Genomic DNA, 21,504 nt, shown 5'->3' with positions numbered 1-21,504 from the left:
CAAGGAGTCACCGCATGCGCAAGGTCGTCAGTTTCGACTGCTACCGCACCCTCATCAACTTCGACACCCGCGCCGCCACCCACGAGATCGTCAAGGACCGTCTCGCCGAGGCCGGCGTCGACGCCGATCAGTTCCACCACGACGCGTACGTGATGCGTTTCCAGGGCGTCGTCGACGAGTACCGCCCCTACCGCGAGATCGTCCGCAGCACCCTGCGCAACGTCATGCTGCTGCACGGCGTGGAGTACCGGGACGAGGACGGCGAGGCGCTGATCGAGGCGATCAAGAAGTTCAAGCCGTTCCGCGAGGTCCCGGAGGCGCTGCGTCGGCTGAAGAGCGAGTACGACATCGCGATCCTCTCCAACAGCGAGGACTACCTGATCCAGTTCGCCGTCGAGGAACTGGGTGTGGAATGGGACTACGTCCTGACCGCCGAGCAGGCGGGCGCCTACAAACCGCTTCCGCAGGCGTTCGAGTACCTGATGAAAGCCACCGGCCGCGGCCCGGAGGACATCATCCACACCGCCCAGGGCTGGGAGTACGACATCATGCCCACCAAGCGGTACCCGGGCATGCGGCGCATCTGGGTCAACCGATACGGCTTCCCGGGTTCGGCCGCATTCCAGCCGTACGAGGAGATCAAGGACCTCTCCGAGCTGCCCGGTCTGCTCGGTGTCTGATACGCGGCGGGGCGTCTGCGGGCGCCCCGCCGCCTTCGGGCGACTCTCCCCCACCGCTGTGAAAGGACACACCCCGTGAGCGCCAGCACGCTCCGCCACCCCGGCCCGGTCAACGGCCGGGTCTCCCATTGGTTCACCGAGCTCCCCATCCCCCGCCCGGCGCTGCCCGGCGACCGCGACGCGGACGTGTGCATCGTGGGAGCGGGCCTGACCGGCCTGTGGACCGCGTACTACCTCAAACTGGCCGACCCCGCGCTGCGGATCACGATCCTGGAGGCCGAGTTCGCCGGCTACGGCGCCTCCGGCCGCAACGGCGGCTGGGCCTCCGGCCTGGTCCCCGGCGCCCGCGACCGGCTCGCGAAGCAGTACGGCCGGGAGGCCGTGCTCGACTACCAGCGGGCGATGAACGAGGCCGTCGACGAGATCATCGCCGTCGCCGACCGCGAGGGCATCGACGCGGACATCGTCAAGGGCGGCACCCTGCGGGTGGCCCGCACGCCCGCGCAGGCCACCCGGCTGCGGCACAAGACCGAGGCCGACCACGAGTGGGGCGTCACGGACGCCGTGATGCTCACCCCCGCGGAAGCCGCCGAACGCATCCGTATCGACGGGATGACGGCGGCGGCCTTCACCCCGCACTGCGCCAGGCTGCAGCCCGCCTCGCTGGTGCAGGGGCTCGCCGCGACTGTCGAGCGGCTCGGCGTCACCCTCCACGAGAAGTCACCGGTCACCGTCATCGAGCCGGGCCGGGCGGTCACCGCGCACGGCACCGTACACGCTCCCGTCGTGCTGCGCGCGACGGAGGGGTTCACGGCCTCCCTGAAGGGGCTGCGGCGGACCTGGCTGCCCATGAACAGCTCGCTGGTGGTCACCGAGCCGCTGCCCAAGGAGGTCTGGGAGGAGATCGGCTGGGCGGGCCAGGAGACCCTGGGCGACACCGCACACGGGCATCTGTACGGCCAGCGGACCCCGGACGACCGCATCGCCATCGGCGGCCGTGGTGTGCCGTACCGTTTCGCGTCCCGCACCGACTCCGACGGGCGGGTAGCCGAGCGGACCGTCCAGGAACTCACGGAAACTCTCTACAAGGTGCTGCCGCAGACCAGCGGGGCGCGCGTCGAGCACGCCTGGTGCGGGGTGCTCGCCGTGCCCCGGGACTGGTCAGCGACGGTGGGGTTGGACCGGGTCACCGGGCTCGGCTGGGCCGGCGGCTACGTCGGACATGGCGTGACCTCGACGAACCTGGCCGCCCGCACCCTCACCGACCTGGTGCTGCGCCGTGAGTCGCGGCTGACCCGGCTGCCCTGGACCGGGCACCGCCCGGGCACCTGGGAGCCGGAACCGTTCCGGTGGCTCGGAGTACGGGGACTCTACGTCGCCTACCGGCTGGCGGACCGCCATGAGGCGGGCGGGCGCAGCCGTACGTCTCCCATAGCCACCCTCGCCGACCTCGTCGCACGCCGTCCGTGACGTCCGGCCGGCGCGTCTGTCGGCGGAATTCCTCCGACAGACGCGCCGTCACGTCCCGCGGCGCCCGCCGCCGACCAGCCGCAACGCTCTGAATAACACGGATCGTAGTCGCTTAGGCCACGCCCGCGCCGCCTAGAGTGGTGATGGTCCATAGGCCGGACCGCCCTGCATGTGTTCTCGGGAGCCTGTCGCCATGTCCTTCCTCACCGTCGCAGAAGTGCTGCGGCTGCCCGTTCTCGCGGCCGGCCTGCCCAGCGTGGCGGCGGGTGAGGGCCAGCTGAACCGCGCCGTGCGCTGGGTACACGTCACCGAACTCCTCGATCCCGCCTCCTTCCTGGAGGGCGGCGAACTCGTGCTGACCACCGGCATGCCGCATCCCTCCGACCCCGCCCGACTGCGCGCCTATGTGGACCAGTTGGCCGACGTGGGCGTCGCGGGGCTCGTCGTCGAACTCGGCCGGCGGTACCGGCAGGCGCCCCAGGAACTCGTCACGGCCTGCCGGGAACGGGACCTGCCCCTGATCGTACTGGCCCGGGGTGTCCGCTTCATCGAGGTCACCCAGACCGTGCACGCGCTGATCCTGGACGCGCAGGGCGAACTCTTGCGCCGCGCCCAGCAGGTGTACCAGGAGTGCACCCAGCTCACGTTGCGCGGCGCGGAGCCCGAGGAGATAGTGCAGGCCGCGGCGGACTTCGCCGGTTGTCCGGTGATCCTGGAGAATCTGGTTCATCATGCGGTGATCTGCAGAACGCCCGGCCGGACGGACGAGAAGGTGCTGGAGGCGTGGCCGCGCCGGTCGCGCACCGCGGACACCCCGGACCGCGCGGCCGTCTGCGGGCCCGAGGGCTGGTTGGTGGCCCCCGTCGACGAACGCGGCACCCGCCGGGGACGGCTGGTGATGCTACCCCTGGTGGACGGGCCGCGCTTCGGCCCCGAGCACACGATGATCCTGGAACAGGCCGTCACCGCACTGACCCTTCTCAGGCTCACCGGCCGCCCCCGGTGGGACCGGCGCGCGCACAGTTCCGTCCTGCTCGACCTGCTCCACTGGCGGTACCGGAGCCACACTGAGGCGAGGCTGCGGGCGGAGGCGCTGGGGCTGCCGACGACCGGCCACCGACTCGTGCCTGTCGTCATCGACGGCGGGACCGCGTCCTCCGAAGAGATATCGCTGTCCGATCACCTCGCCGACGAACTGCGTACCGCCGGGATCAAGGGGCTGGTCGGAGACCTCAGGGCACGACGGACCGGAGTGCTGCTCGCCCTCGCCCGCGCCACCGCCTGGCAGCCGGTCGTGGAACGCCTCGGCCGGCACCTGCACGAGAGGTTCGGCGAGGACGTGGTCGTGGCCGTCGGCCCCGGCGTCACCGATCTCACCCTCATCACCCGGTCGTTCCGGGAGGCCGAGCAGGTCGCCGACGCGATTGGGCCCGCCACGCCGATCCGTCCGTTCCACGTGCTCTCTGACGTCGGTCTGCCCGAGCTGCTGTACTCGCTGCGCGACGACGTTCGGATTCAGCACTATGTGGAGCAGCAGCTCGGACGTCTCGTCGAGCACGACGCCCGGCACGGCGGTGATCTGCTGGCGACGCTGCGCGCGTACCTTCAGGCCGCTGGCAACAAGTCGATCGCCGCACGGCAGGTTGGCCTGTCCCGACAGGCGTTCTACCAGCGCCTGCACACCATCGAGCGGCTCCTCGCCACCGACCTGGAAAGTGGCGCCCGCCGAACGCAACTGCACGTCGCCGTCACGGCCCTCGATCTGGACAACAGGAACCCGGGTCCGTGAGGGCGTCGCCTCCTATTCCGGCGCTGTGGCGTCCGCGCGCCATCTGAGTTCCTTGCCGTCACGACCGGGACGCAGTCGCTGAAGCTTCCGAGCGCAAGAGCCACGGCCCCACGTCGCGGCTCCCGCACTGTTGCGGGCATTACGCCAAACCGGGCGGCGGTGGACGGCGAGAACTGCGGAGGCGACGAGTGCGGCCGCTCGGGCGACGACAAGGTTGCGGTACCGGCCGACGACGTAAGTGGGCTCCCTCGGATTCGGTCCCGACAGAGTGCGCGTCCTCCAGGCCATACGCCCGGGCGGCGGGCCCCAACGTGTTTCCCACGGCCTCGTCCGCCGCGAGCCGTGAGCAGGGGCCGTGATGGAGACGACTGCCTCGCGGTGGCAGGACTCGCCATCCCCTGCAGACACTGCACGGCGACACCCCGAGTTCAAGCTCAGCGGATTGGTGTCGGCGACGGCACAGCCACCAGCCAGACCCACACTGTCGGCTACGCGAACGACTGCCCCGGAGGGCTCTCCGAGCGCTTGGTCATCGGGGCCTACGGCCATCTGAAGATCCCTGAACGTGTCTCACCGGTCCTCGCAGCCTTGACAGAGCCCCTGGCCACTGGAGTGAACGGCGTTCTGCGCTCCGGTGCACAGCAGGGCGACCGGGGGGCTGGTGACCGGGACCCGTCCGGTGGGCCTGGGAGCCGTGATCATGCTGGCGGCCCGGGGCAGGGGCTCATCGTCATGTCTGGCCCGTCGACCAAGCGCCGGGAGATCGCCCTGCCCTAGGGAGCCCACATCGCCGTCGATCCGCTCCATGACGATCAGGTGGGGGTATGGCAGATGTGACGCCCACCTGGACGCCACACCAGCATCTTCGCCACCCTCCGCACGAGCAGCCCCAGCACCATCGACCACGTCAAGATCCCTATCCGGCGCGACCTGCCGTGGACCACCGTCCTCAGCCCGACGAGTGCCGCTGTCTCACGCCCTTGACCAGTCAACCCTCTGCAGGGTTGCCGCGGCCGATCAGGGTCATCGCGCCTCGAGGACTCCACCCTGACCGCGGTCTTGCACCTACGCGCCAACGTCGTCGCCTGCCAAGGCCTCGGCGGCGAGCACTTCACCCACATCGACCCCCGAACAGCGATGCGCCGTCTGTCTTGCCAAAGCCGACGCCCTCGGCTTCACCGTTCGCTTCGACCCCGTCGAGGCAGCCGGACCTCGTTGATCACACCTCTCTGACCACGACCGTTCCTTTTCGGAGGAGAGTCGCCCACTGCGGCAACGCTCCGGCTCGCGGCGGAGGTCAGGCTGATTCGCGGCGAACCAGACGGGGGCGGGCCACCGTACCCGCCTCCTCGGGCAGTTCCTCCTGCGCCAGGAGCCGCGCCACCGAGTCGGCCACGACCGACCCGATGGCGGGCATGTCGAAGTAGGTCGAGGTAAGCCCGGGACGCAGCAGCGCACCCAACGGCATGTTGCCCGACCCCACTACGGCGATGTCGCCGGGGACCGCGACGCCCTGCCGGCTGAGGGCGGCGATCAGCAGTAGGGCGAACTCGTCGTTGTAGGCATAGACCGCGTCAGGCCGACTCGCCGGATCGCGCCAGCGCGCAGCCAGCCGGTCAAGCGAGCCGTCAGAGAGGTCGCAGTCTGCGCGCAGCACCTTCGCAGAGCGTGCGCCGGCCGCGGTGGCCACCGCGCGGTAACGTCTCTCCCCCAGATCGGCGAGGGGACCAGTGGGGACCAGGCAGGCCAGCGTCCGGTGGCCGTGGTCCAGCAGGAAGTCCGTGGCGGCCGTGGCCGCGTCGGCGACATCGAAGCGCAGCGTGGGGCAGTGGGGCACAGGGGCGGGCCCGATCAGCAGGATCGCTTCGACCCCGGCAGTGCGCAGCAGGTCCGCGCCCTCGGCATCGCACCGGTCGGCGAAGGCGAGAACGGCAGCAGGCCGCAGCTCCGCCCACTGCCGGGCGCCTCTGGCACCCGAGGCCGTCCGGTCGCCGTGCAGGAGGAGACACAGGCCGCGAGCCGCGAGCTCGCTGTTGACGCTGTCCTGGAAGGCGTCGATGGCCGGGCCGGCCGGTTCGGCGGGCATCGGCATGAGGACGATGTTGCTACGGCCGGAGCGGAGCGAGCGGGCCGAGGCATGCGGCGAGTAGCCCAATTCGTCGACCGCCCGCAGAACCCGCTGCCGGGTGGACTCGGGGATGGACTGGTCACTGCGCCGGTTGAGGACGTACGAGACCGTGGCCCGGGACACCCCGGCCCTTCGCGCCACGTCCGTGCTGGTCGGCCGCATGGTCATCGCTCCTTTGCCGCCCGTGCACGAGGACTCTGTGAATACGTCGCCCGGCGGGGCCTCCTGCCGGGACCCTTGCCACGCCCACTTACACGTGCCACATTAACCGGCATCGAGGCTACTTACACGTGACAGCAGTGTAAACCGGCCGCGCCGTGGCGTGATTCCGAACCCTCAACACGATGAAGTACGGAGGAACCCCTTCATGGACGTGACGAAGGACGAGGTCCCGGTTCCCGGAACGCCGGAGGCGGCACAGGCGGACGGCGGCGCGGCCCTCCCCGCGAGCGGAACGCCCGTCGGCAAGCGGTTCGTGGCCACGGTCACCATCGCCTTCTTCGGCACATGGCTGGCCCTGCTCCCCTCCACCACCGTCACCCTGGCTCTGCGGGTCCAGCAGATAGCGCCCGGCGACAAGACCTCGGTCCTGTCCATGGTGCTCGCAGTCGGTGCGGCCGTCGCGCTGATCGCCCAGAACCTCTTTGGCGCCCTGTCGGACCGCACGACCAGCCGCTTCGGCATGCGCCGCCCCTGGATCGCGGGCGGGGCCCTGCTCGGCCTGGGCGGTCTGGTGCTACTCGCCGCCGCGTCCACCGTGTGGATGCTTCTACTCGCCTGGTGCCTGGTGCAGCTGCTGTTCAACGTCCTTCTGGCCGGCCTCAACCCCGTCCTGCCCGACCATGTGCCGTCCAGGCAGCTCGGAAAGGTCTCGGCGCTCGCCGGACTGACCCAGCAGCTCGGCATCGTCGGCGGTGTCTTCCTGGTGCAGCTCCTGCTGCCCGATCTCACCCTCGCCATCGTGCTCCCGGGCGTGGTGTGTCTCGCCGCCGTCGCGGTTTTCCTGCCGGTGCTCAAGGACCGCCGGCTCACCCGGTCCGAGCGCAGGCCGCTGCGGGCCCGCGACCTGTTGCTCGCCTACTGGACGAACCCCCGCAAGGCCCCCGACTTCGCCTGGGCCTGGGTGTCCCGCTTCCTCGTCACGGCCGGCAACTTCACCCTCTCCAGCTACCAGACCTACTTCCTGATGGACCGCTTCGGCTACACCCCTGCGACGATCGGCTCCGCCGTCTTCCGGGTTCTCCTGGCGACCAGCATCGCAGTCGTGGCGACGAGTCTGGTCTTCGGCGCGGTGTCCGACCGGATCGGCCGCCGCAAGGTCTTCGTCCTGGTGTCCGCGATCGTGCTGGCCCTGGCCCACATCCTCGCGGCCTGCGCGGCCTCCTTCACCGTCTTCCTGGTGGCCGCCGTCATAGGGGGCGTCGCGACCGGCTGCTACATCGCCGTCGACATGGCCCTGGTCGCCGAGGTGCTGCCCTCTCGGGCGGATGCGGGTAAGGACATGGGCGTCTTCCATCTCGCCAACGTCCTGCCGCAGACCCTCGTGCCCGCAGTCGCCCCCGCCTTCCTCGCCATCGGCGGCGGTCGCGACAACTACCCGGCGTTCTTCATCGCCGGCGCCGTGGCGGGCGTGCTCGGCGCCATCGCCAACCAGCGGATCCGCACCGTCAGATGAGGCCGCCATCCGCGTGAGACACCGTCCCGTCCAACAGTGCTGCCAGGAGGAAACCAGCGTGTCCGTCCCGCCGCCCGCCGAGCCGGAGGCCCCTCGGCCCAACTTCGTCGTGTTCGTGCCCGACCAGCTACGGGCCGACGCCCTGGGTGCCTTCGGGAACCCACACGTCAGCACCCCGAACATCGACGCTCTGGCCGCCCGGGGCACCCGCTTCGAGCAGGCCTACGTCCAGCACCCCGTGTGCTCTCCCAGCCGGGCCTCCTTCCTCACCGGCTGGTACCCGCACACCGCCGGCCACCGCAGCCTCACCCACCTGCTGCGCCCCTCGGAGCCCAATCTCCTGAAGATCCTGAAGGAGGCCGGCTACCACGTCACCTGGGCGGGTGCCCGGGGCGACACCTTCGCCCCCGGCGCCACCGAGGTCAGCGTGGACGAGTACGGGTTCAGCGAAACCCCCTCCCACGCGGGCTTCGGGAGCGAGTGGCCCGACGACGTCTGGACCCGGCTGTTCTACCGGGGACGCAGAGAGCCCGCCGCCGCCGAGGAGCCGCCGGACTTCGACGAGGCAGCGATCCGCACGGCGGAGGCGTGGCTCGCCGCGCCACCGGAGCGGCCCTGGGTGCTCTTCGTCCCGATCCTGGCTCCCCACTGCCCGTTCGAGGCACCCGAGCCATGGTTCTCGCAGTACGACCGCGACGCCGTCCCCGAACCCGTCCCACCTGTCGACGACGGGCTGGAACCCGGATTCATGCAGGCCGTCCGCGAACGCTACGGCATCGAGGAGGTCACAGCTGAGGTGTGGCGCGAGATCATCGCCACCTACTACGCCATGGTCTCCCGGATGGACGAGCACCTCGGCCGCGTACTGGCCGCCGTCGACCGGGCAGGGGCGACGGATGCGACGGTCACCCTCTTCTTCGCCGACCACGGCGAGTACCTCGGCGACTTCGGCCTCGTCGAGAAGTGGCCATCCGCCATGCACGACTGCATCACCCGTGACCCGCTCATCATCAGCGGAGGCGGCCTGCCCCAGGGCCAGGTCGTCCACTCCATGGTGGAACTCATCGACGTCCTGCCCACCGTCCTCGAACTGGCCGGAGTTTCCGCACCGCACCGCCACTTCGGCCGCAGCCTGCTCCCCGTGCTGCGGGACCCACGGGCTCCGCACCGCGACTACGCCTTCACCGAGGGCGGCTTCACGGTGGAGGAGGAACCGCAACTGGAGCACGCCCCGCTTCCTTACGACCGCAAGGCACAACTCCAGCACGACCGGCCGGAGCTGGTCGGCAAGTCGGTCGCCGTCCGCGACCGGGCGTGGACCTACGTGTGGCGCCTGTACGAGAAGGCCGAACTGTACGACCGGCTCCAGGACCCGCACGAACGGATCAACGTCGCTGCGCTGCCCGAACACGCCGAGGTGGTGGCCCGGATGCACGAGGCGATGACCCGCTGGCTGGTGGACACCGCCGACGTCATCCCCGCCGAGGAGGACCCCCGCTTCCCGGAGGTACGGCTGCCCGCTCCGGGAGTTCGAACGCCCGCGCCGCCGCAAGGGGATCCGGCGACGGCGGGTCCCGCCGCCGCCGGCGACGGCTCCGCGGATCCGCACCGGGGAGAGGAGCACACGAGGTGACGGACGGCCCACCCTCAGGCTCGTGCTGCGCACCGCGGACAGTGGGCAGGACCATTCCCTCCGGCAGCCGTGGCGCCACGGGATCGCGCGGCGGCGTCCACCGGTTGGAACAGGCCGCCGTTCCGGGCGGCCTGTTCACCATGGGTGACGGGCAGGGTGACGGTCTGGCGGCGGACGGGGAACTGCCTCTGCACACGGTTGCGTTGTCCGCCTTCGCCATCGACGCCACGACGGTGACCGTGGCCGACTTCGCGGCGTTCGCCGAGGCGACCGGATACCGCACGGACGCCGAACGGTGCGGGTTCTCGGCCGTGTTCCACCTCGCCGTACGGGCGCCGGACCGGGACGTGCTGGGCCTGTCCCCCGCGCTGCCCTGGTGGCTCGGGGTCCGGGGCGCCGACTGGCGCCGCCCGGGCGGACGTCTATCCGAGGCCGAGCCCGACCATCCGGTCGTCCATGTCTCGTGGCACGACGCGACGGCCTACTGCGCGTGGGTCGGGCGATCCCTGCCGACCGAGGCGCAGTGGGAGTACGCCGCGCGCGGTGGCCTGGAGGGGACACGCTATCCCTGGGGCGACGACCTGAGCCCCGGGGGCACCTGGCGGTGCAACATCTGGCAGGGGCGATTCCCTCACCACAACACCCTGGAGGACGGCTTCCTCACCACGGCACCCGTGCGCTCGTTCCAGCCCAACGGATATGGGCTGTGGCAGGCGGTGGGCAACGTGTGGGAGTGGTGCGCCGACTGGTACTCGCCCCGTTACTACGCGGTCTCGCCCTCCTGGGAGCCGCGGGGTCCTGAATCAGGGTCCGGTCGGGTCATGCGCGGCGGCTCCTACCTCTGCCATGACTCGTACTGCAACCGCTACCGGGTCGCGGCCCGCTCCTCGAACACCCCCGACTCCTCCACCGGCAACTGCGGTTTCCGGACGGTGTCCGCGGCCACGGGTCCCTGATCGACGAAAGACGAGGCGGAAGACCCCGGGCGATAAACGTGGATCCTTCTGGACCACGTCGGAGCACTGCGCCCGCACCCTCACACTATGAGGACCTCACCGCACGGAGTACCGGCACACTTCGCGAGCCGGTACGGCCTGAGGGAAGAGGTCGGCCTCCCACAGGGATGTCGCCGAACGTGACAGGGCAGGAGCACGAGGAGCGAACTCAGGGCGCTGGGAGGCTGGAACGGCGTACCACCAGTTCCGGCTGGAGTACGACCCGCTTGTGGTCGTGCTTGCGCTGCCCTGTGCGGGCGTCCGCCTCCTCCAGGAGCAGTTCCGCGGCCAGTGCCCCCATCGCGACGGCGGGCTGGCGCACGGAGGTGAGCGGGACGACTGACGCCGCCGCGAACTCGATGTCGTCGTAGCCGACGATGGCGAGGTCGTCGGGGACAGCGACGCCCGCCGCGTACATGGCCTGCAGCACGCCGAGCGCCAACAGGTCGTTGGCGCAGAACACCGCGGTGGGGCGGTCGGCGAGGCCCAGCAGGCGGGCGCCCGCGTCCCGGCCCGCGGCCACGTCGAGCCGCTCGGTGACGAGTTCACGCAGGTTCCCCGGATCCAGACCCGCCTCGGCCAGGGCGTCGAGCGCGCCGGTCCGCCGGTCCCGGACCTGGTTCAGGACCGGCGGACCGCTCACGTACACGACGGACTCGTGCCCGGTGTCCAGCAAGTGGCGCACGGCGAGTGCGCCTCCCGTCACGTCGTCGACCGACACGGAACACTCGGCGGCGCCCTGCGCGACCCGGTCGACCAGGACGAAGGGAATCCCGCGACGGCGAAACGTCTCGATGGTGCGCCCGGTCGCGTCGGCCGGGGAGAGCAGCACGCCGTGTACCCGTTGCTCGGCGAAGAGCGACAGGTACGCGGCCTCCTCCTCGGCGCTCTGTGCGCTGTTGCAGACCATGACGCCGAACCCTGCCTCGCGCGCCGCCCGTTCCGCGCCGCGCGCGACATCCACGAAGAAGGGGTTCCCCATGTCGAGGACGACCAGGCCGATGATGCGGCTGCGCCCGGCACGCAGCTGCCGCGCCGATTCGCTGCGGACGTAGCCGAGACGGTCTATGACCGACTGGACCCGCATCCGGGTCGCCGCGGAGACCGTGTCGGGACGGTTGATCACATTGGATACTGTTCCGACCGACACCCCGGCCTGCCGCGCCACGTCCTTGATTCCGACCATCTGTCCCATGTGCTGTGCCCTGTCGTCTCCGGCCGCGCGGGCCGGCGTCGAGTCGCCAACCATCACCCTCTGTTCCTGCGGGTGTCACACCTCACGGGACGTCAACCGGTCACCTCGACGAGGTCCAGGCCGGTGAGATCGGCCAGCGCCCGCAGTTCGGGCAGCAGCCGGCCGGTGGCCAGGGCCCAGTGGTGGCCGACGCCGCTCGCGCTCCAGGCGTCGGTCCACTCACCCGGGTCGCAGCCGAAGTCGACGCGGGAGGTGGTGTTGCCGATCTCCAGCAGCGGCCCGCCGACGACCTCGCCCTCGGCGGCGATGAGCCGGTAGCGTCCGTCCCGGGTCTGGCCCAGGCCGACCAGGGTGACCGGACCATGCCGGACATCGAACTCCACAGACACCCCCCAGCCCCGCTTGCCGTGGTACACGCCCAGTCCGCGCAGCAACGGCTTGCGCTCGCTGATGGCCAGATGACCCGGTCCGTCGTGGCCCATCTCGACCACGCCGTCACGGAAGTTCAGGGCCTGCAACTCGGTGAAGGAACCGCCCGCCCCGAGCCGGTCCGCGATCAGCATGGCCAGCGAGGTGCGCAGTTCATACTCCCCGCACGCCGGGATCCCGCGGGCGGTGAGCAGTGAGGAGCCGAGGATCATGCCGGCGCCGAGCCGTTCGTGCACCTCGCCGTCGAGCCCCCGGTGGTAGTAGGCGAGGGAGTCCAGGTCGAAGTCGGCGACGAGCCGGTCCAGCCCGGCCGAGACGCGCGCCGCCCACTCCAGGTCCTCCGCCACCACGGAGTCGGCGAGCTCGAAGGTCTTGCGGGTCTCGGCGAGCTTCGCGGCCACCTCGTCCTCGCCCACCGTCTCCACGCGCGCCCGCAGGTCGTCGAACTCCAGCACCTCGACGTGGCCGCCGAGGTTCCCGGCGACCATGGTCAGGTCGGTGGAGACGTCGTACATGCCGGGGTACAGGTGCCCCATCAGCCCGTGCCGGCCGTGGCGCAGCACCGAGCGGACACCCGCCGCGCGGATCCAGCGGCCGATGCGCTGCCAGGCCCGCTCATCCTCCAGGTACCCGGAGACCGAGCGGAAGGGCACTCCGGAGCGCTCGAAGGCGTTGGCCATCTCGGGAAGCGGGCAGGCGCCGCAGTAGGCGAGCCAGGCCCCGGTGTCGAAGGAGGCGTGGTCCATCGACTCGGTGGGCTGGAGGTTGATCAGCAGTACGGGCGCCCCGCTGCGCTGCGCGACCGGGACCAGCATGGTCGCGGTCATGTAGGTCGTGAGGAAGCCGACGATCAGGTCGCAGTCGGCGGCGCGCAGCTTCTCCGCGGCGACGGCGCCCTCCTGGGCGTCGGAGATGAAACCGACGTCGACGACATCGGCGTCGAACTCCCGCATCCGCTCGGTGACCCGGTCGGCGGACCGGCGCAGCTGGGGCAGGAGTTCGGGGAACTGCGGCCAGTAGGCGCCGAGTCCGCCCGCCACGAGACCGATGCGCGGCCTGCGCGCGACGGCCGGGGTGCGTACAGCAGTCATGATGGTCTTCCAGTCCTCGGGATCGGTCACGCGGGGAGCGCGAAGTCGACGACGTGGAGGGCCGAGGGGGTCGTGCCGCTCGACGTCTCCTGGTACATGAAGGACAGCACGTTGTCCTCCCGGACCCGCATCTCGTCGAGCACGACCTCGCCGAAGGCGTTCAGGTCACCGCCGTCGTACAGCAGCGCCCAGTCGGTGTACCCGGACGAGTTCGACGCGGCGGCGATCCGTCCGAACGGCAGGATCGCGTAGGCGTTGTCGTACTTGTCGAGGGCCAGCTTGGTGCGCTGGCTGGAGCCGAGCGCGACGGGGATCTCCGTCTTGGTCCAGGTGCCCGTGGAGTTCCTGCGGACGTGGAAGGCCCGCCCGTTCGCGGTGCGGTCGGCGACGTAGTCCGTGGTGCACTGGCCGAAGCGGCCGGGGACGTAGCTGATGATCGCGTGCGGCAGTCCGGTCGAGGAGGTGAACTGGCTCTCCTGGTTCATCAGGGAGTGGTCCGGGTTGAGGGAGTCGATCACCAGGCCGGAGTCCGTGACCGACACCGTGTCGGAACCGCCCGTCGTCGCCACGGCCGTCCCGGCGTCGTTGAGCCAGGTGCGGCCGTTGTCGTCGGAGTAGACGTAACCCGTGTCGTGGTTGGTGATGCCGCCGGAGGAGCACATCACCGCGCCGTTCTGCTCGCGCCAGGTGAAGAAGGAGTGCAGTCGGCCGTTGCCGTCGTAGTCGATGCCGTGCAGGTACATGTTGCGGACGGTGCTGGAGCCGTGCGAGCTGGTGTAGGTGCCGGTCGAGCTGGTCCACTCCCCCAGTGCCGTCCAGGCCGAACCGTCGTATTCGGCGAGAGCGTTGCGGCCGTTTCCGGAGACTCCGACCCGGTAGCTGAGCTGGAGTCCGCCTTCGGGGGTCGAGACGAACTGGGGGTAGGTGAACTGGGAGGTGAGGGCGAGTCCGTCCAGGGAGGTCTGGACGGAGCCCAGGACCGAGGACGTCCAGGACGTGGTGCCGGGACTGTCCAGGAGGCCGGCGACCGACTTCACGTAGAAGAACCCGTCGCTGTGCGAGTCCATGTTGATGTGGAGACGGCCATCGGTCTTGGAGACGCCCATCGATATGACGTTGTGGGAGTCGTCGCTCTTGAGCTGGTGGGGAAGCGTGAGTGTCGACCAGCTGGAGCCGCCGGCCACTCGCCGGGCGACGACCGCGTACCCGGTGGAGGTGTACCAGGCGGCGTACTGGTAGCCGTTGTAGGTCAGCAGGCCGTTCTTCTGGAACGAGCAGTTGTTGACCAGTCCGTTGTACGACACGAAGAACAGGGCCTGGTCGTCGAGCGTGCTCGTGCCGGCCGGTGTGACGGCAGGACCGGGACCGGCGGCAAGGGCGGTCCCGGCACCGAGTCCGGGAGCCGCCACGGCGGAGGCGAGTGCGGCACCCAGCAGCGTGCGTCGTTTCATCAGAGGGGGCTCCATCGTCGAGCGGGGCGGGGGCTGGGCTGTCAGGCGAGGTGGAACACCTCGGTGAGGGTCGTCAGGGCCTCGTCAGGCCGGGCGCCGTCCGGTGATTCGAAGAACGGCGCCATCTCCGTCTGCCAGCGGGTGTTGACCTCGGTGGCCTCCATCGCTGCCTGGGCGGCCGCGAAGTCCTCGGTCTCCAGATAGCCCACCAGCAGGCCGTCCTCGCTCAGGAACAGCGAGTAGTTGTGCCAGCCGGCGGCGGAGAGCGCCTCGCGCATCTCGGGCCACACGGCCGCGTGCCGCTCGCGGTACGCGGCCAGCCGGTCCTGGCGGACCTTCAGCAGGAAGCAGATTCGCTGCACCGCTCGTGGCTCCTAGAAGTCGTAGTCGTCGATGTTGTTCTTGTCGAAGACGGTCGGCGGGCCGAGGATCACCTCGCCGTCCTTGCCGATCGTGTACTCGCCCAGCTTCCCGGCCTTGAACTTCTCGCCCTGGGCCCCGGTGATCTGCCCGGAGGCGAGGGCCGCCGCCGCGTACGCGCCGAGGTAGCCGAGCTTCTTCGGGTCCCACAGCGAGAACTGCTCGACCGTGCCGTCCTTGACGTACTTGCGCATCTGGTTCGGGGTACCGAGCCCGTTGATGACGACCTTGCCCTTGTACGAGGACGAGCTGATGTAACGCGCGGCGGCGGCGATACCGACCGTGGTGGGCGAGATGATGCCCTTCAGGTTCGGGTACGCCTTGAGCAGGCCCTGCGTCTCCTGGAAGGACTTCTGGTCGTCGTCGTCCCCGTAGGCGACCTTGACCAGCTTCATGTTCTTGTAGGCGGGCTTCTTCAGCTCGTCCTTCATGTAGCCGATCCACGCGTTCTGGTTCGTCGCGTTCTGGGTGGCCGACAGGATCGCGATCTCACCCTTGTAGCCGAGCTGCTTGGCGATGTGCTGGACCTCGCTGCGACCGATCTCCTCCGTGCTCGCCTGGTTGATGAACAGCTGGCGGCAGTCCTTGGCCGTGTCGGAGTCGTAGGCGACGACCTTGATGTTCTGCTTCATCGCGTTCTTCAACGGGGTGCACACCGCGTTGGGGTCGTTGGCCGCGATGAGGATGGCGTCCTGGCGCTGCTGGATCAGCGTGTTGATGTACGACACCTGCGAGGAGGCGCTGGCGTCGGAGGGGCCGACCTCCTTGCCGGTGCCGCCGGTCTCCTGTGCGGCCGCGATGCCGGCGTTGTCGACGATCTTCTCGTAGGGGTTGTTGATCTGCTTGGGCAGGAAGGCGAGCTTGAGGCCCTTCTTCAGCGCCGCGTCGGGGTTGGCCTTGGCAGTGCTCGCCGCGGCGGCCGAGTCGCTCTTGGCGGAGTCCTTCGTGGTGCCGCCGCAGGCGGCCAGGGTGACGCTGAGGGCACAGGCGGCGGAGGCGGCGGCCAGGACACGGCCTCTGGAACGGGCGTGGAGGTGCATGAGGGTGCCTTTCGGGTTCGTACGACGGTGTACGTACGGGTACGGGAGAGCGGTGAGGGCCTCAGGCGGCAGGAGCGGTACGCCGTTGCCGGCGTTCGGAAAGGACGGACGCCACCCGCGGGGTCAGTACGGAGGAGATGAGCAAGAGCCCCGTGACCACGACCTGGATCTCACTGGAGACGTCGTTGAGGGTGAGCAGGTTGCGCAGTATCCCGACGAGCAGGACGCCGGCGATCGCGCCGCCCAGCGTCCCCTTGCCGCCGTCGAAGTCGATGCCGCCGAGCAGGACGGAGGCGATGACGACGAGTTCGAGGCCGAGGCCGTTGTCGGCGCGGGCACTGCCGTAGCGCAGGGTGTAGACGATGCCCGCGAAGGAGGACACCACACCGGAGACGACGAACAGCGCGAGCTTGATGCGCTTGACACGGATGCCGGCGAAGTACGCGGCTTCCTCCTGTGCGCCGATGGCGAACAGGGAGCGCCCGAGGCCGGTGCAGTGCAGGACCACCGCGGTGACGGCGGCGAGCACGGCGAAAAGGGCCACCGGATACGGGACGAAGGTGCCGGGGACGGTCTCGGTGTAGGTGGTCCACCGGGCGTACGTGTCGGGGAAGTCGGCGACGGCGTCGGTGCCGAGCACGACGGACGCGAGACCCCGGAAGAGCGTGAGAGTGCCGATGGTGACGGCCAGGGACGGCAGCCCCACGCGGGTGACGAGCCAGCCGTTGAGGAGTCCGCCGACCGCGCCGACCAGCAGACAGAGCGGCACGATCATCTCGAAGGCCCAGCCCGCGTTCCACAGCGAGCCGGCGATCGAGCTGGACAGGCCCAGCATCGAGGCCACGGACAGGTCCACCTGGCCGGCGACGACCAGCAGGGTCATCGGAAGGGCGATCAGGGCGACCTCGACGGTGTCGTCGAGGGCGGCGGACAGGTTGGCGGTGTCCGCGAACCCCTCGGTGGTGCCGGTGCCGACGAGGAACACGGCGATCAGCAGGACGCCGACGACGCTGTCCCAGCGCAGGTACTTGCCCAGTGAGTTCATCGCCTGCTCCTCTTGCGCAGCGCGTTGGTGGTACGCACCTGTACGATCCGGTCCGTCGTGATCGCGGCGATCAGCAGGACTCCGGTGATGGCCTGCTCCCAGAAGGGGTCGACCCTGAGGACGACCAGGGCGCCGGAGATGGTGGTGAGCAGCAGCGCGCCGAGCGCCGCGCCCCACACCGAGCCGGTGCCGCCGGTGATGGCCACGCCCCCGACGACGACGGCGCTGACGACGGTGAGTTCCCAGCCGCCGGCCGCGTTGGCGACGACGGTGCCGAAGCGGGCGAGCCAGAGCGCTCCGGCGAGGCCCGCCACTGCCCCGGAGAAGACGTAGGCGGCGAAGACCCGGCGGCGGATCGGGATACCGGCGAGCCGGGCCGCCTCCGGGCTGGACCCGATCGCGTACAGCTCACGGCCGCTGCGGTAACTGCGCAGGTAGTAGGCCGTGGCGGCGAGCACGAAGGCCGAGATCAGAGGGAGATAGGGGATGCCCAGAACGCTGCCGCTGCCGAGGGCGAGTACGGAGTCGGGCAGGTTGACGGCGTTGATCTGTCCGCCGTTCGCCAGGGCGTAGCCGACGCCTTGGAGGACGTAGAGCATGCCGAGGGTGACGACAAGCGCGGGCACCTTGCCGACGCTGACGAGGGCGCCGCTGACCAGGCCGCACAGGGCTCCGAGGGCCGCGCCGACAAGGACGACGACGACCGGTCCATGCTGGCTGCCGGACACGAGGTCGCCGCAGGTGTAGGCGGTGAGACCGACGACGGAGCCGACTGACAGGTCGATGTTGCGGGTCATCACGACGACGGACTGGCCGACCGCGAGCAGGACCAGGATCGAGGCGTTGAGCAGCAGGTCCTTGACGCCCTGGTCGTCGAGGAAGGAGTGGTTGGTGAGCCAGGTACCGAGGACGAGGAGGACAAGCGCACCCCCGATGGTGAATTCACGGGCGTGGAAGACCGCGTCGACGAGGCGTCGGGCGTCGCTCCTCTCCCGTGCCACGGCCGGTGGCTTCTCAAGAGCCGTCGTCATGCTGCCCTGCCTTCCTGAGTGCGTCCCGTCGCGGCGGCCATCACCGATTCCTCGGTGGCCTCGGACCGGTCGATTTCCGCGACGATCCGGCCCTCGTGCATCACGAGGACGCGGTCGGCCATGCCGAGGACCTCGGGCAGGTCGGAGGAGACCATCAGGACAGCGAGGCCCTCCGCCGCGAGCGAGGACAGCAGCCGGTGCACCTCGGCCTTGGTGCCGACGTCGATACCCCGCGTGGGTTCGTCGACGATGAGTACGGACGGCTCGGTGGCCAGCCATTTGGCCAGCACGACCTTCTGCTGGTTGCCGCCGGACAGGACAGCGACCCGATCGGACATCTTGTTGTACTTGAGCTGGAGTCGGATCGCCCAGTCGGCGGCTCGTCCCCGTTCAAGGGCACGGCGGATGACACCGCCGCGGCCGAGTTCGTCAAGGCCGGTCAGCGCGATGTTGCGCTCGATGGACATCTCCATCACGAGCCCGCGCTGCCTGCGGTCCTCGGGCACCAGAGCAACGCCCGCGTTCATGGCAGTGGTCGGCGAGCCCGTCACCAGCCGCTTGCCGTCCACGCATACCTCGCCGGCGTCTGCGCGGTCCACTCCGAACACGGCCTGGACGACCTCGCTCCGGCCGGCGCCTACGAGTCCCGCCAGGGCCACGATCTCGCCGCGCCGTACCTCGAAGGACACGTCGGTGAACACGCCCTCCCGCGTAAGGCGGGCCACGGAGAGCGCAACCTCTCCGATCCTGGTCGGCTGCTTGGGGTACAGCTCGTCGAGGTCGCGTCCGACCATACGGCGTACGAGATCGTCCTCGGTGAGGCCGTCGATCGGTTCGGAGGAGATCCAGCGTCCGTCGCGGAGGGTGGTGACGCGCTGGCAGAGGCGGAAGATCTCCTCCAGCCGGTGGGAGATGAACAGGACGGCCGCACCCTCGGCACGGAGCGTCTCAACGACGGCGAACAGGCGCGCCGTCTCACTGCCTGTGAGAGCGGCGGTGGGCTCGTCCATGATGAGGACGCGGGCATTGAATGACAACGCCTTGGCGATCTCCACGATCTGCTGGTCGGCGATGGACAGCCCCCGGGCGGGACGGTCCGGGTCGAGTCCGACCCCAAGCCGGGCCATCAGCTCCGCGGTGGCCACGCGCACGGCCCCGCGGTCGATGCGGCCGAGCGCCCGGCGGGGCTGGCGGCCCATGAAGATGTTCTCCGCGATCGAGAGGTCCGGGAAGAGGGTGGGTTCCTGGTAGATCACGGCGATTCCAGCGTCCCGGGCGTCGGCCGGGCCATGGAAGGTCACGGCCCGACCGTCGAGCAAGACCCGGCCGGTGTCGGGCCGGTGCACTCCGGCGAGGGTCTTGATCAGAGTGGACTTACCGGCGCCGTTCTCTCCGGCGAGTGCGTGGGCCTCGCCGGCGAAGAGCCGCAGAGAGACGTCCTGCAGGGCTCGTACGGCGCCGAAGGACTTGGACACGTCCTCCACTGCCAGCACTGGGGCCGGGCCCACGTCGCGGTCGTTCATGGAAGCTCCTCGACGCCAAGGATGACCGCTCGACGTCATGAAAGGTTTCAACTAGATTTCACGGAAGCTAGACGTGACGGCGGCGCCAAGTCAATAGGCCTACACCCGTAACTCTTTGCAGATGGGTCACGACACTTCAACGACAGCTTCGTTACCTCTACCCCTCTTGACAGCCCCGCCGGGCGCACCTAATTTCACGATGATGAAACGATTCACAGATGCTTGACGGCTCTTCCGGTGAGCGCCGTTCTTGACCACCACCCGCATGGCATACAGGAGCACTGACGATGACGAGCCGAACCGACGTCTCCGCCGTGAAGGCGGAACTCAGAACCCAGGCGGTCGAGACGCCGTCGTGGGCGTACGGGAACTCGGGGACCCGCTTCAAGGTGTTCGCCCAACAGGGAGTGCCGCGGACGCCGCAGGAGAAGCTGGCCGACGCCGCGCAAGTGCACGCCGTGACGGGGGTCGCGCCGACGGTCGCCCTGCACATTCCGTGGGACAAGGTCGACGACTACGCCGCGCTGGCGAAGTTCGCCGAGGAGCAGGGCGTGAAGCTGGGCGCCATCAACTCCAACACCTTCCAGGACGACGACTACAAGCTCGGCAGCATCTGCCATCCGGATGCCTCAGTGCGTCGGAAGGCGCTCGATCACCTGCTGGAATGCGTTGACATCATGGACGCAACCGGATCCACGGATCTGAAGCTCTGGTTCGCCGACGGGACGAACTATCCCGGTCAGGACGATCTGCGGGCGCGGCAGGACCGGCTGGCTGAGGGTCTCTCCGAGGTGTACGGCCGTTTGGGTGACGGGCAGCGGATGCTCCTGGAGTACAAGTTCTTCGAGCCGGCGTTCTACTCGACGGACGTGCCGGACTGGGGGACCGCTTACGCGCACTGCCTCAAACTCGGGCCGAAGGCGCAGGTCGTGGTGGACACCGGGCACCACGCGCCGGGCACCAACATCGAGTTCATCGTCACGACGCTGCTACGGGAGGGGAAGCTGGGAGGGTTCGACTTCAACTCGCGGTTCTACGCGGACGACGACCTCATGGTGGGAGCGGCGGATCCGTTCCAGCTGTTCCGGATCATGTACGAGGTCGTGCGTGGGGGTGGGCTCACGCCTGACGTCGCTTTCATGCTCGACCAGTGCCACAACATCGAGGCGAAGATTCCCGCGATCATTCGGTCGGTGATGAATGTACAGGAAGCGACCGCGAAGGCGTTGCTGGTGGACAGGGAGGCGTTGAGGGTGGCCCAGCGCGACGGTGACGTCCTGGAGGCGAACGCGGTGCTGATGGACGCGTACAACACGGATGTGCGGCCGTTGCTTGGTGAGGTGCGGGAGGAGATGGGGCTGGACGCGAACCCGGTTGCTGCGTACCGGCGATCCGGGTGGGCCGAGAAGATCGCGGCTGAGCGAGTTGGCGGGCAGCAGGCCGGGTGGGGTGCGTAGACGTCTGCCGACGCCCGTCGTGGGCGGACTGCGGGTCCGTTGTGGCTGGTCGCGCAGTTGCCCGCGTCCCTGAAGACCTGTCCCCAACCCCCTGTCAGTCTGTCAGTAAGGAAGCGATCCGATCATGGCACCCCATCCCGAAGCCGCCGCTCTTCTCGCTCGTTCCCACCGGCTCGGTTCGGACCCCCGGAACACCAACTACGCGGGCGGGAACGCCTCGGCGAAGGGCACTGCCACCGACCCCGTCACCGGCGGCGACGTCGAGCTGATGTGGGTCAAGGGCTCCGGCGGCGACCTGGGCACGCTCACCGAGAACGGTCTCGCGGTGCTCCGGCTGGACCGGATGCGGGCCCTGGCCGACGTGTACCCGGGCGTCGAGCGCGAGGACGAGATGGCCGCCGCCTTCGACTACTGCCTGCACGGCAGGGGCGGTGCGGCGCCTTCCATCGACA

General features: G+C 69.5%; 16 protein-coding genes and 1 pseudogene. 8 read left to right on the top strand and 9 right to left on the bottom strand.

Features of this window, described 5'->3' with window-relative positions; genetic code table 11:
- Nucleotides 1-14 precede the first annotated feature (14 nt).
- The 3 genes from ACIRPX_RS44245 (at nucleotide 15) to ACIRPX_RS44235 (ending at nucleotide 3,939) form a co-directional block, all read left to right on the top strand.
- On the top strand, nucleotides 15-680 hold the full coding sequence (locus ACIRPX_RS44245) for an HAD-IA family hydrolase (RefSeq protein ID WP_404205824.1): 666 nt from the start codon (nucleotides 15-17) through the stop codon (nucleotides 678-680).
- Between the two features lie 75 nt (nucleotides 681-755).
- Entirely contained in the window at nucleotides 756-2,150 is a 1,395-nt protein-coding gene (locus ACIRPX_RS44240; RefSeq protein WP_404205823.1) for an NAD(P)/FAD-dependent oxidoreductase, read from the top strand.
- 193 nt (nucleotides 2,151-2,343) lie between these two features.
- Nucleotides 2,344-3,939 (top strand): PucR family transcriptional regulator, encoded by a 1,596-nt coding sequence (locus ACIRPX_RS44235; RefSeq protein ID WP_404205822.1) that lies wholly within the window; start codon nucleotides 2,344-2,346, stop codon nucleotides 3,937-3,939.
- 1,297 nt (nucleotides 3,940-5,236) lie between these two features.
- Here the strand turns inward: ACIRPX_RS44235 and ACIRPX_RS44230 are convergent.
- On the bottom strand, nucleotides 5,237-6,235 hold the full coding sequence (locus tag ACIRPX_RS44230; RefSeq protein WP_404205821.1) for a LacI family DNA-binding transcriptional regulator: 999 nt from the start codon (nucleotides 6,233-6,235) through the stop codon (nucleotides 5,237-5,239).
- Nucleotides 6,236-6,434: 199 nt separating this feature from the next.
- Between ACIRPX_RS44230 and ACIRPX_RS44225 the strand changes: the two genes are divergently transcribed.
- From ACIRPX_RS44225 to ACIRPX_RS44215, 3 genes are read left to right on the top strand one after another with little or no spacing between them, the layout of a single operon-like run.
- Nucleotides 6,435-7,742, top strand: a complete 1,308-nt coding sequence (locus ACIRPX_RS44225) for an MFS transporter (RefSeq protein WP_404205820.1) — start codon at nucleotides 6,435-6,437, stop codon at nucleotides 7,740-7,742.
- 58 nt (nucleotides 7,743-7,800) lie between these two features.
- On the top strand, nucleotides 7,801-9,375 hold the full coding sequence (locus tag ACIRPX_RS44220; protein ID WP_404205819.1) for a sulfatase-like hydrolase/transferase: 1,575 nt from the start codon (nucleotides 7,801-7,803) through the stop codon (nucleotides 9,373-9,375).
- Nucleotides 9,372-10,331 (top strand): formylglycine-generating enzyme family protein, encoded by a 960-nt coding sequence (locus ACIRPX_RS44215; protein WP_404205818.1) that lies wholly within the window; start codon nucleotides 9,372-9,374, stop codon nucleotides 10,329-10,331. Before ACIRPX_RS44220 ends, ACIRPX_RS44215 begins: the two co-directional genes overlap by 4 nt.
- 208 nt (nucleotides 10,332-10,539) lie before the next feature.
- Here ACIRPX_RS44215 and ACIRPX_RS44210 read toward each other — a convergent pair whose 3' ends face one another.
- The 8 genes from ACIRPX_RS44210 to ACIRPX_RS44175 all read right to left on the bottom strand — a co-directional run bounded on the left by ACIRPX_RS44210 (nucleotide 10,540) and on the right by ACIRPX_RS44175 (nucleotide 19,595).
- Nucleotides 10,540-11,565 carry a LacI family DNA-binding transcriptional regulator gene (locus tag ACIRPX_RS44210; protein WP_404205817.1) on the bottom strand — a complete coding sequence of 342 codons (1,026 nt, stop codon included), beginning with the start codon at nucleotides 11,563-11,565 and terminating at the stop codon, nucleotides 10,540-10,542.
- 92 nt (nucleotides 11,566-11,657) lie between these two features.
- Entirely contained in the window at nucleotides 11,658-13,085 is a 1,428-nt protein-coding gene (locus tag ACIRPX_RS44205) for an arabinose isomerase (RefSeq protein WP_404205816.1), read from the bottom strand.
- A 26-nt stretch (nucleotides 13,086-13,111) separates the two neighbouring features.
- The gene (locus ACIRPX_RS44200; RefSeq protein WP_404205815.1) at nucleotides 13,112-14,536 is read right to left on the bottom strand and encodes a BNR repeat-containing protein; all 1,425 of its coding nucleotides are present in this window, start codon (nucleotides 14,534-14,536) and stop codon (nucleotides 13,112-13,114) included.
- Nucleotides 14,537-14,577: 41 nt separating this feature from the next.
- Nucleotides 14,578-14,898 carry an L-rhamnose mutarotase gene (locus tag ACIRPX_RS44195; protein ID WP_404205814.1) on the bottom strand — a complete coding sequence of 107 codons (321 nt, stop codon included), beginning with the start codon at nucleotides 14,896-14,898 and terminating at the stop codon, nucleotides 14,578-14,580.
- Nucleotides 14,899-14,910: 12 nt separating this feature from the next.
- A complete protein-coding gene (gene rhaS, locus ACIRPX_RS44190) occupies nucleotides 14,911-15,996 on the bottom strand; it encodes a rhamnose ABC transporter substrate-binding protein (protein ID WP_404205813.1) in 1,086 nt (361 codons plus the stop codon).
- A gap of 61 nt (nucleotides 15,997-16,057) precedes the next feature.
- Entirely contained in the window at nucleotides 16,058-17,041 is a 984-nt protein-coding gene (locus tag ACIRPX_RS44185; protein ID WP_404205812.1) for an ABC transporter permease, read from the bottom strand.
- Nucleotides 17,038-18,072, bottom strand: a complete 1,035-nt coding sequence (locus ACIRPX_RS44180; RefSeq protein WP_404205811.1) for an ABC transporter permease — start codon at nucleotides 18,070-18,072, stop codon at nucleotides 17,038-17,040. The genes ACIRPX_RS44185 and ACIRPX_RS44180 overlap by 4 nt, the downstream gene beginning before the upstream one ends.
- Nucleotides 18,069-19,595, bottom strand: coding sequence for a sugar ABC transporter ATP-binding protein (locus tag ACIRPX_RS44175; protein WP_404205810.1), 1,527 nt, complete (start codon nucleotides 19,593-19,595; stop codon nucleotides 18,069-18,071). The genes ACIRPX_RS44180 and ACIRPX_RS44175 overlap by 4 nt, the downstream gene beginning before the upstream one ends.
- Before the next feature lie 287 nt (nucleotides 19,596-19,882).
- On the opposite strand from ACIRPX_RS44175, the gene rhaI reads away from it, so the two are divergent.
- Together rhaI and ACIRPX_RS44165 are read left to right on the top strand one after the other, a co-directional pair.
- A complete protein-coding gene (gene rhaI, locus ACIRPX_RS44170) occupies nucleotides 19,883-21,052 on the top strand; it encodes an L-rhamnose isomerase (RefSeq protein ID WP_404205809.1) in 1,170 nt (389 codons plus the stop codon).
- A gap of 124 nt (nucleotides 21,053-21,176) precedes the next feature.
- A pseudogene (locus ACIRPX_RS44165) lies at nucleotides 21,177-21,504 on the top strand (bifunctional rhamnulose-1-phosphate aldolase/short-chain dehydrogenase); the annotation flags it as partial.

Source organism: Streptomyces sp. NPDC101225, from assembly GCF_044767585.1.
Lineage (GTDB): Bacteria > Actinomycetota > Actinomycetes > Streptomycetales > Streptomycetaceae > Streptomyces.
This window is presented reverse-complemented; position numbering and strand designations above follow the sequence as displayed.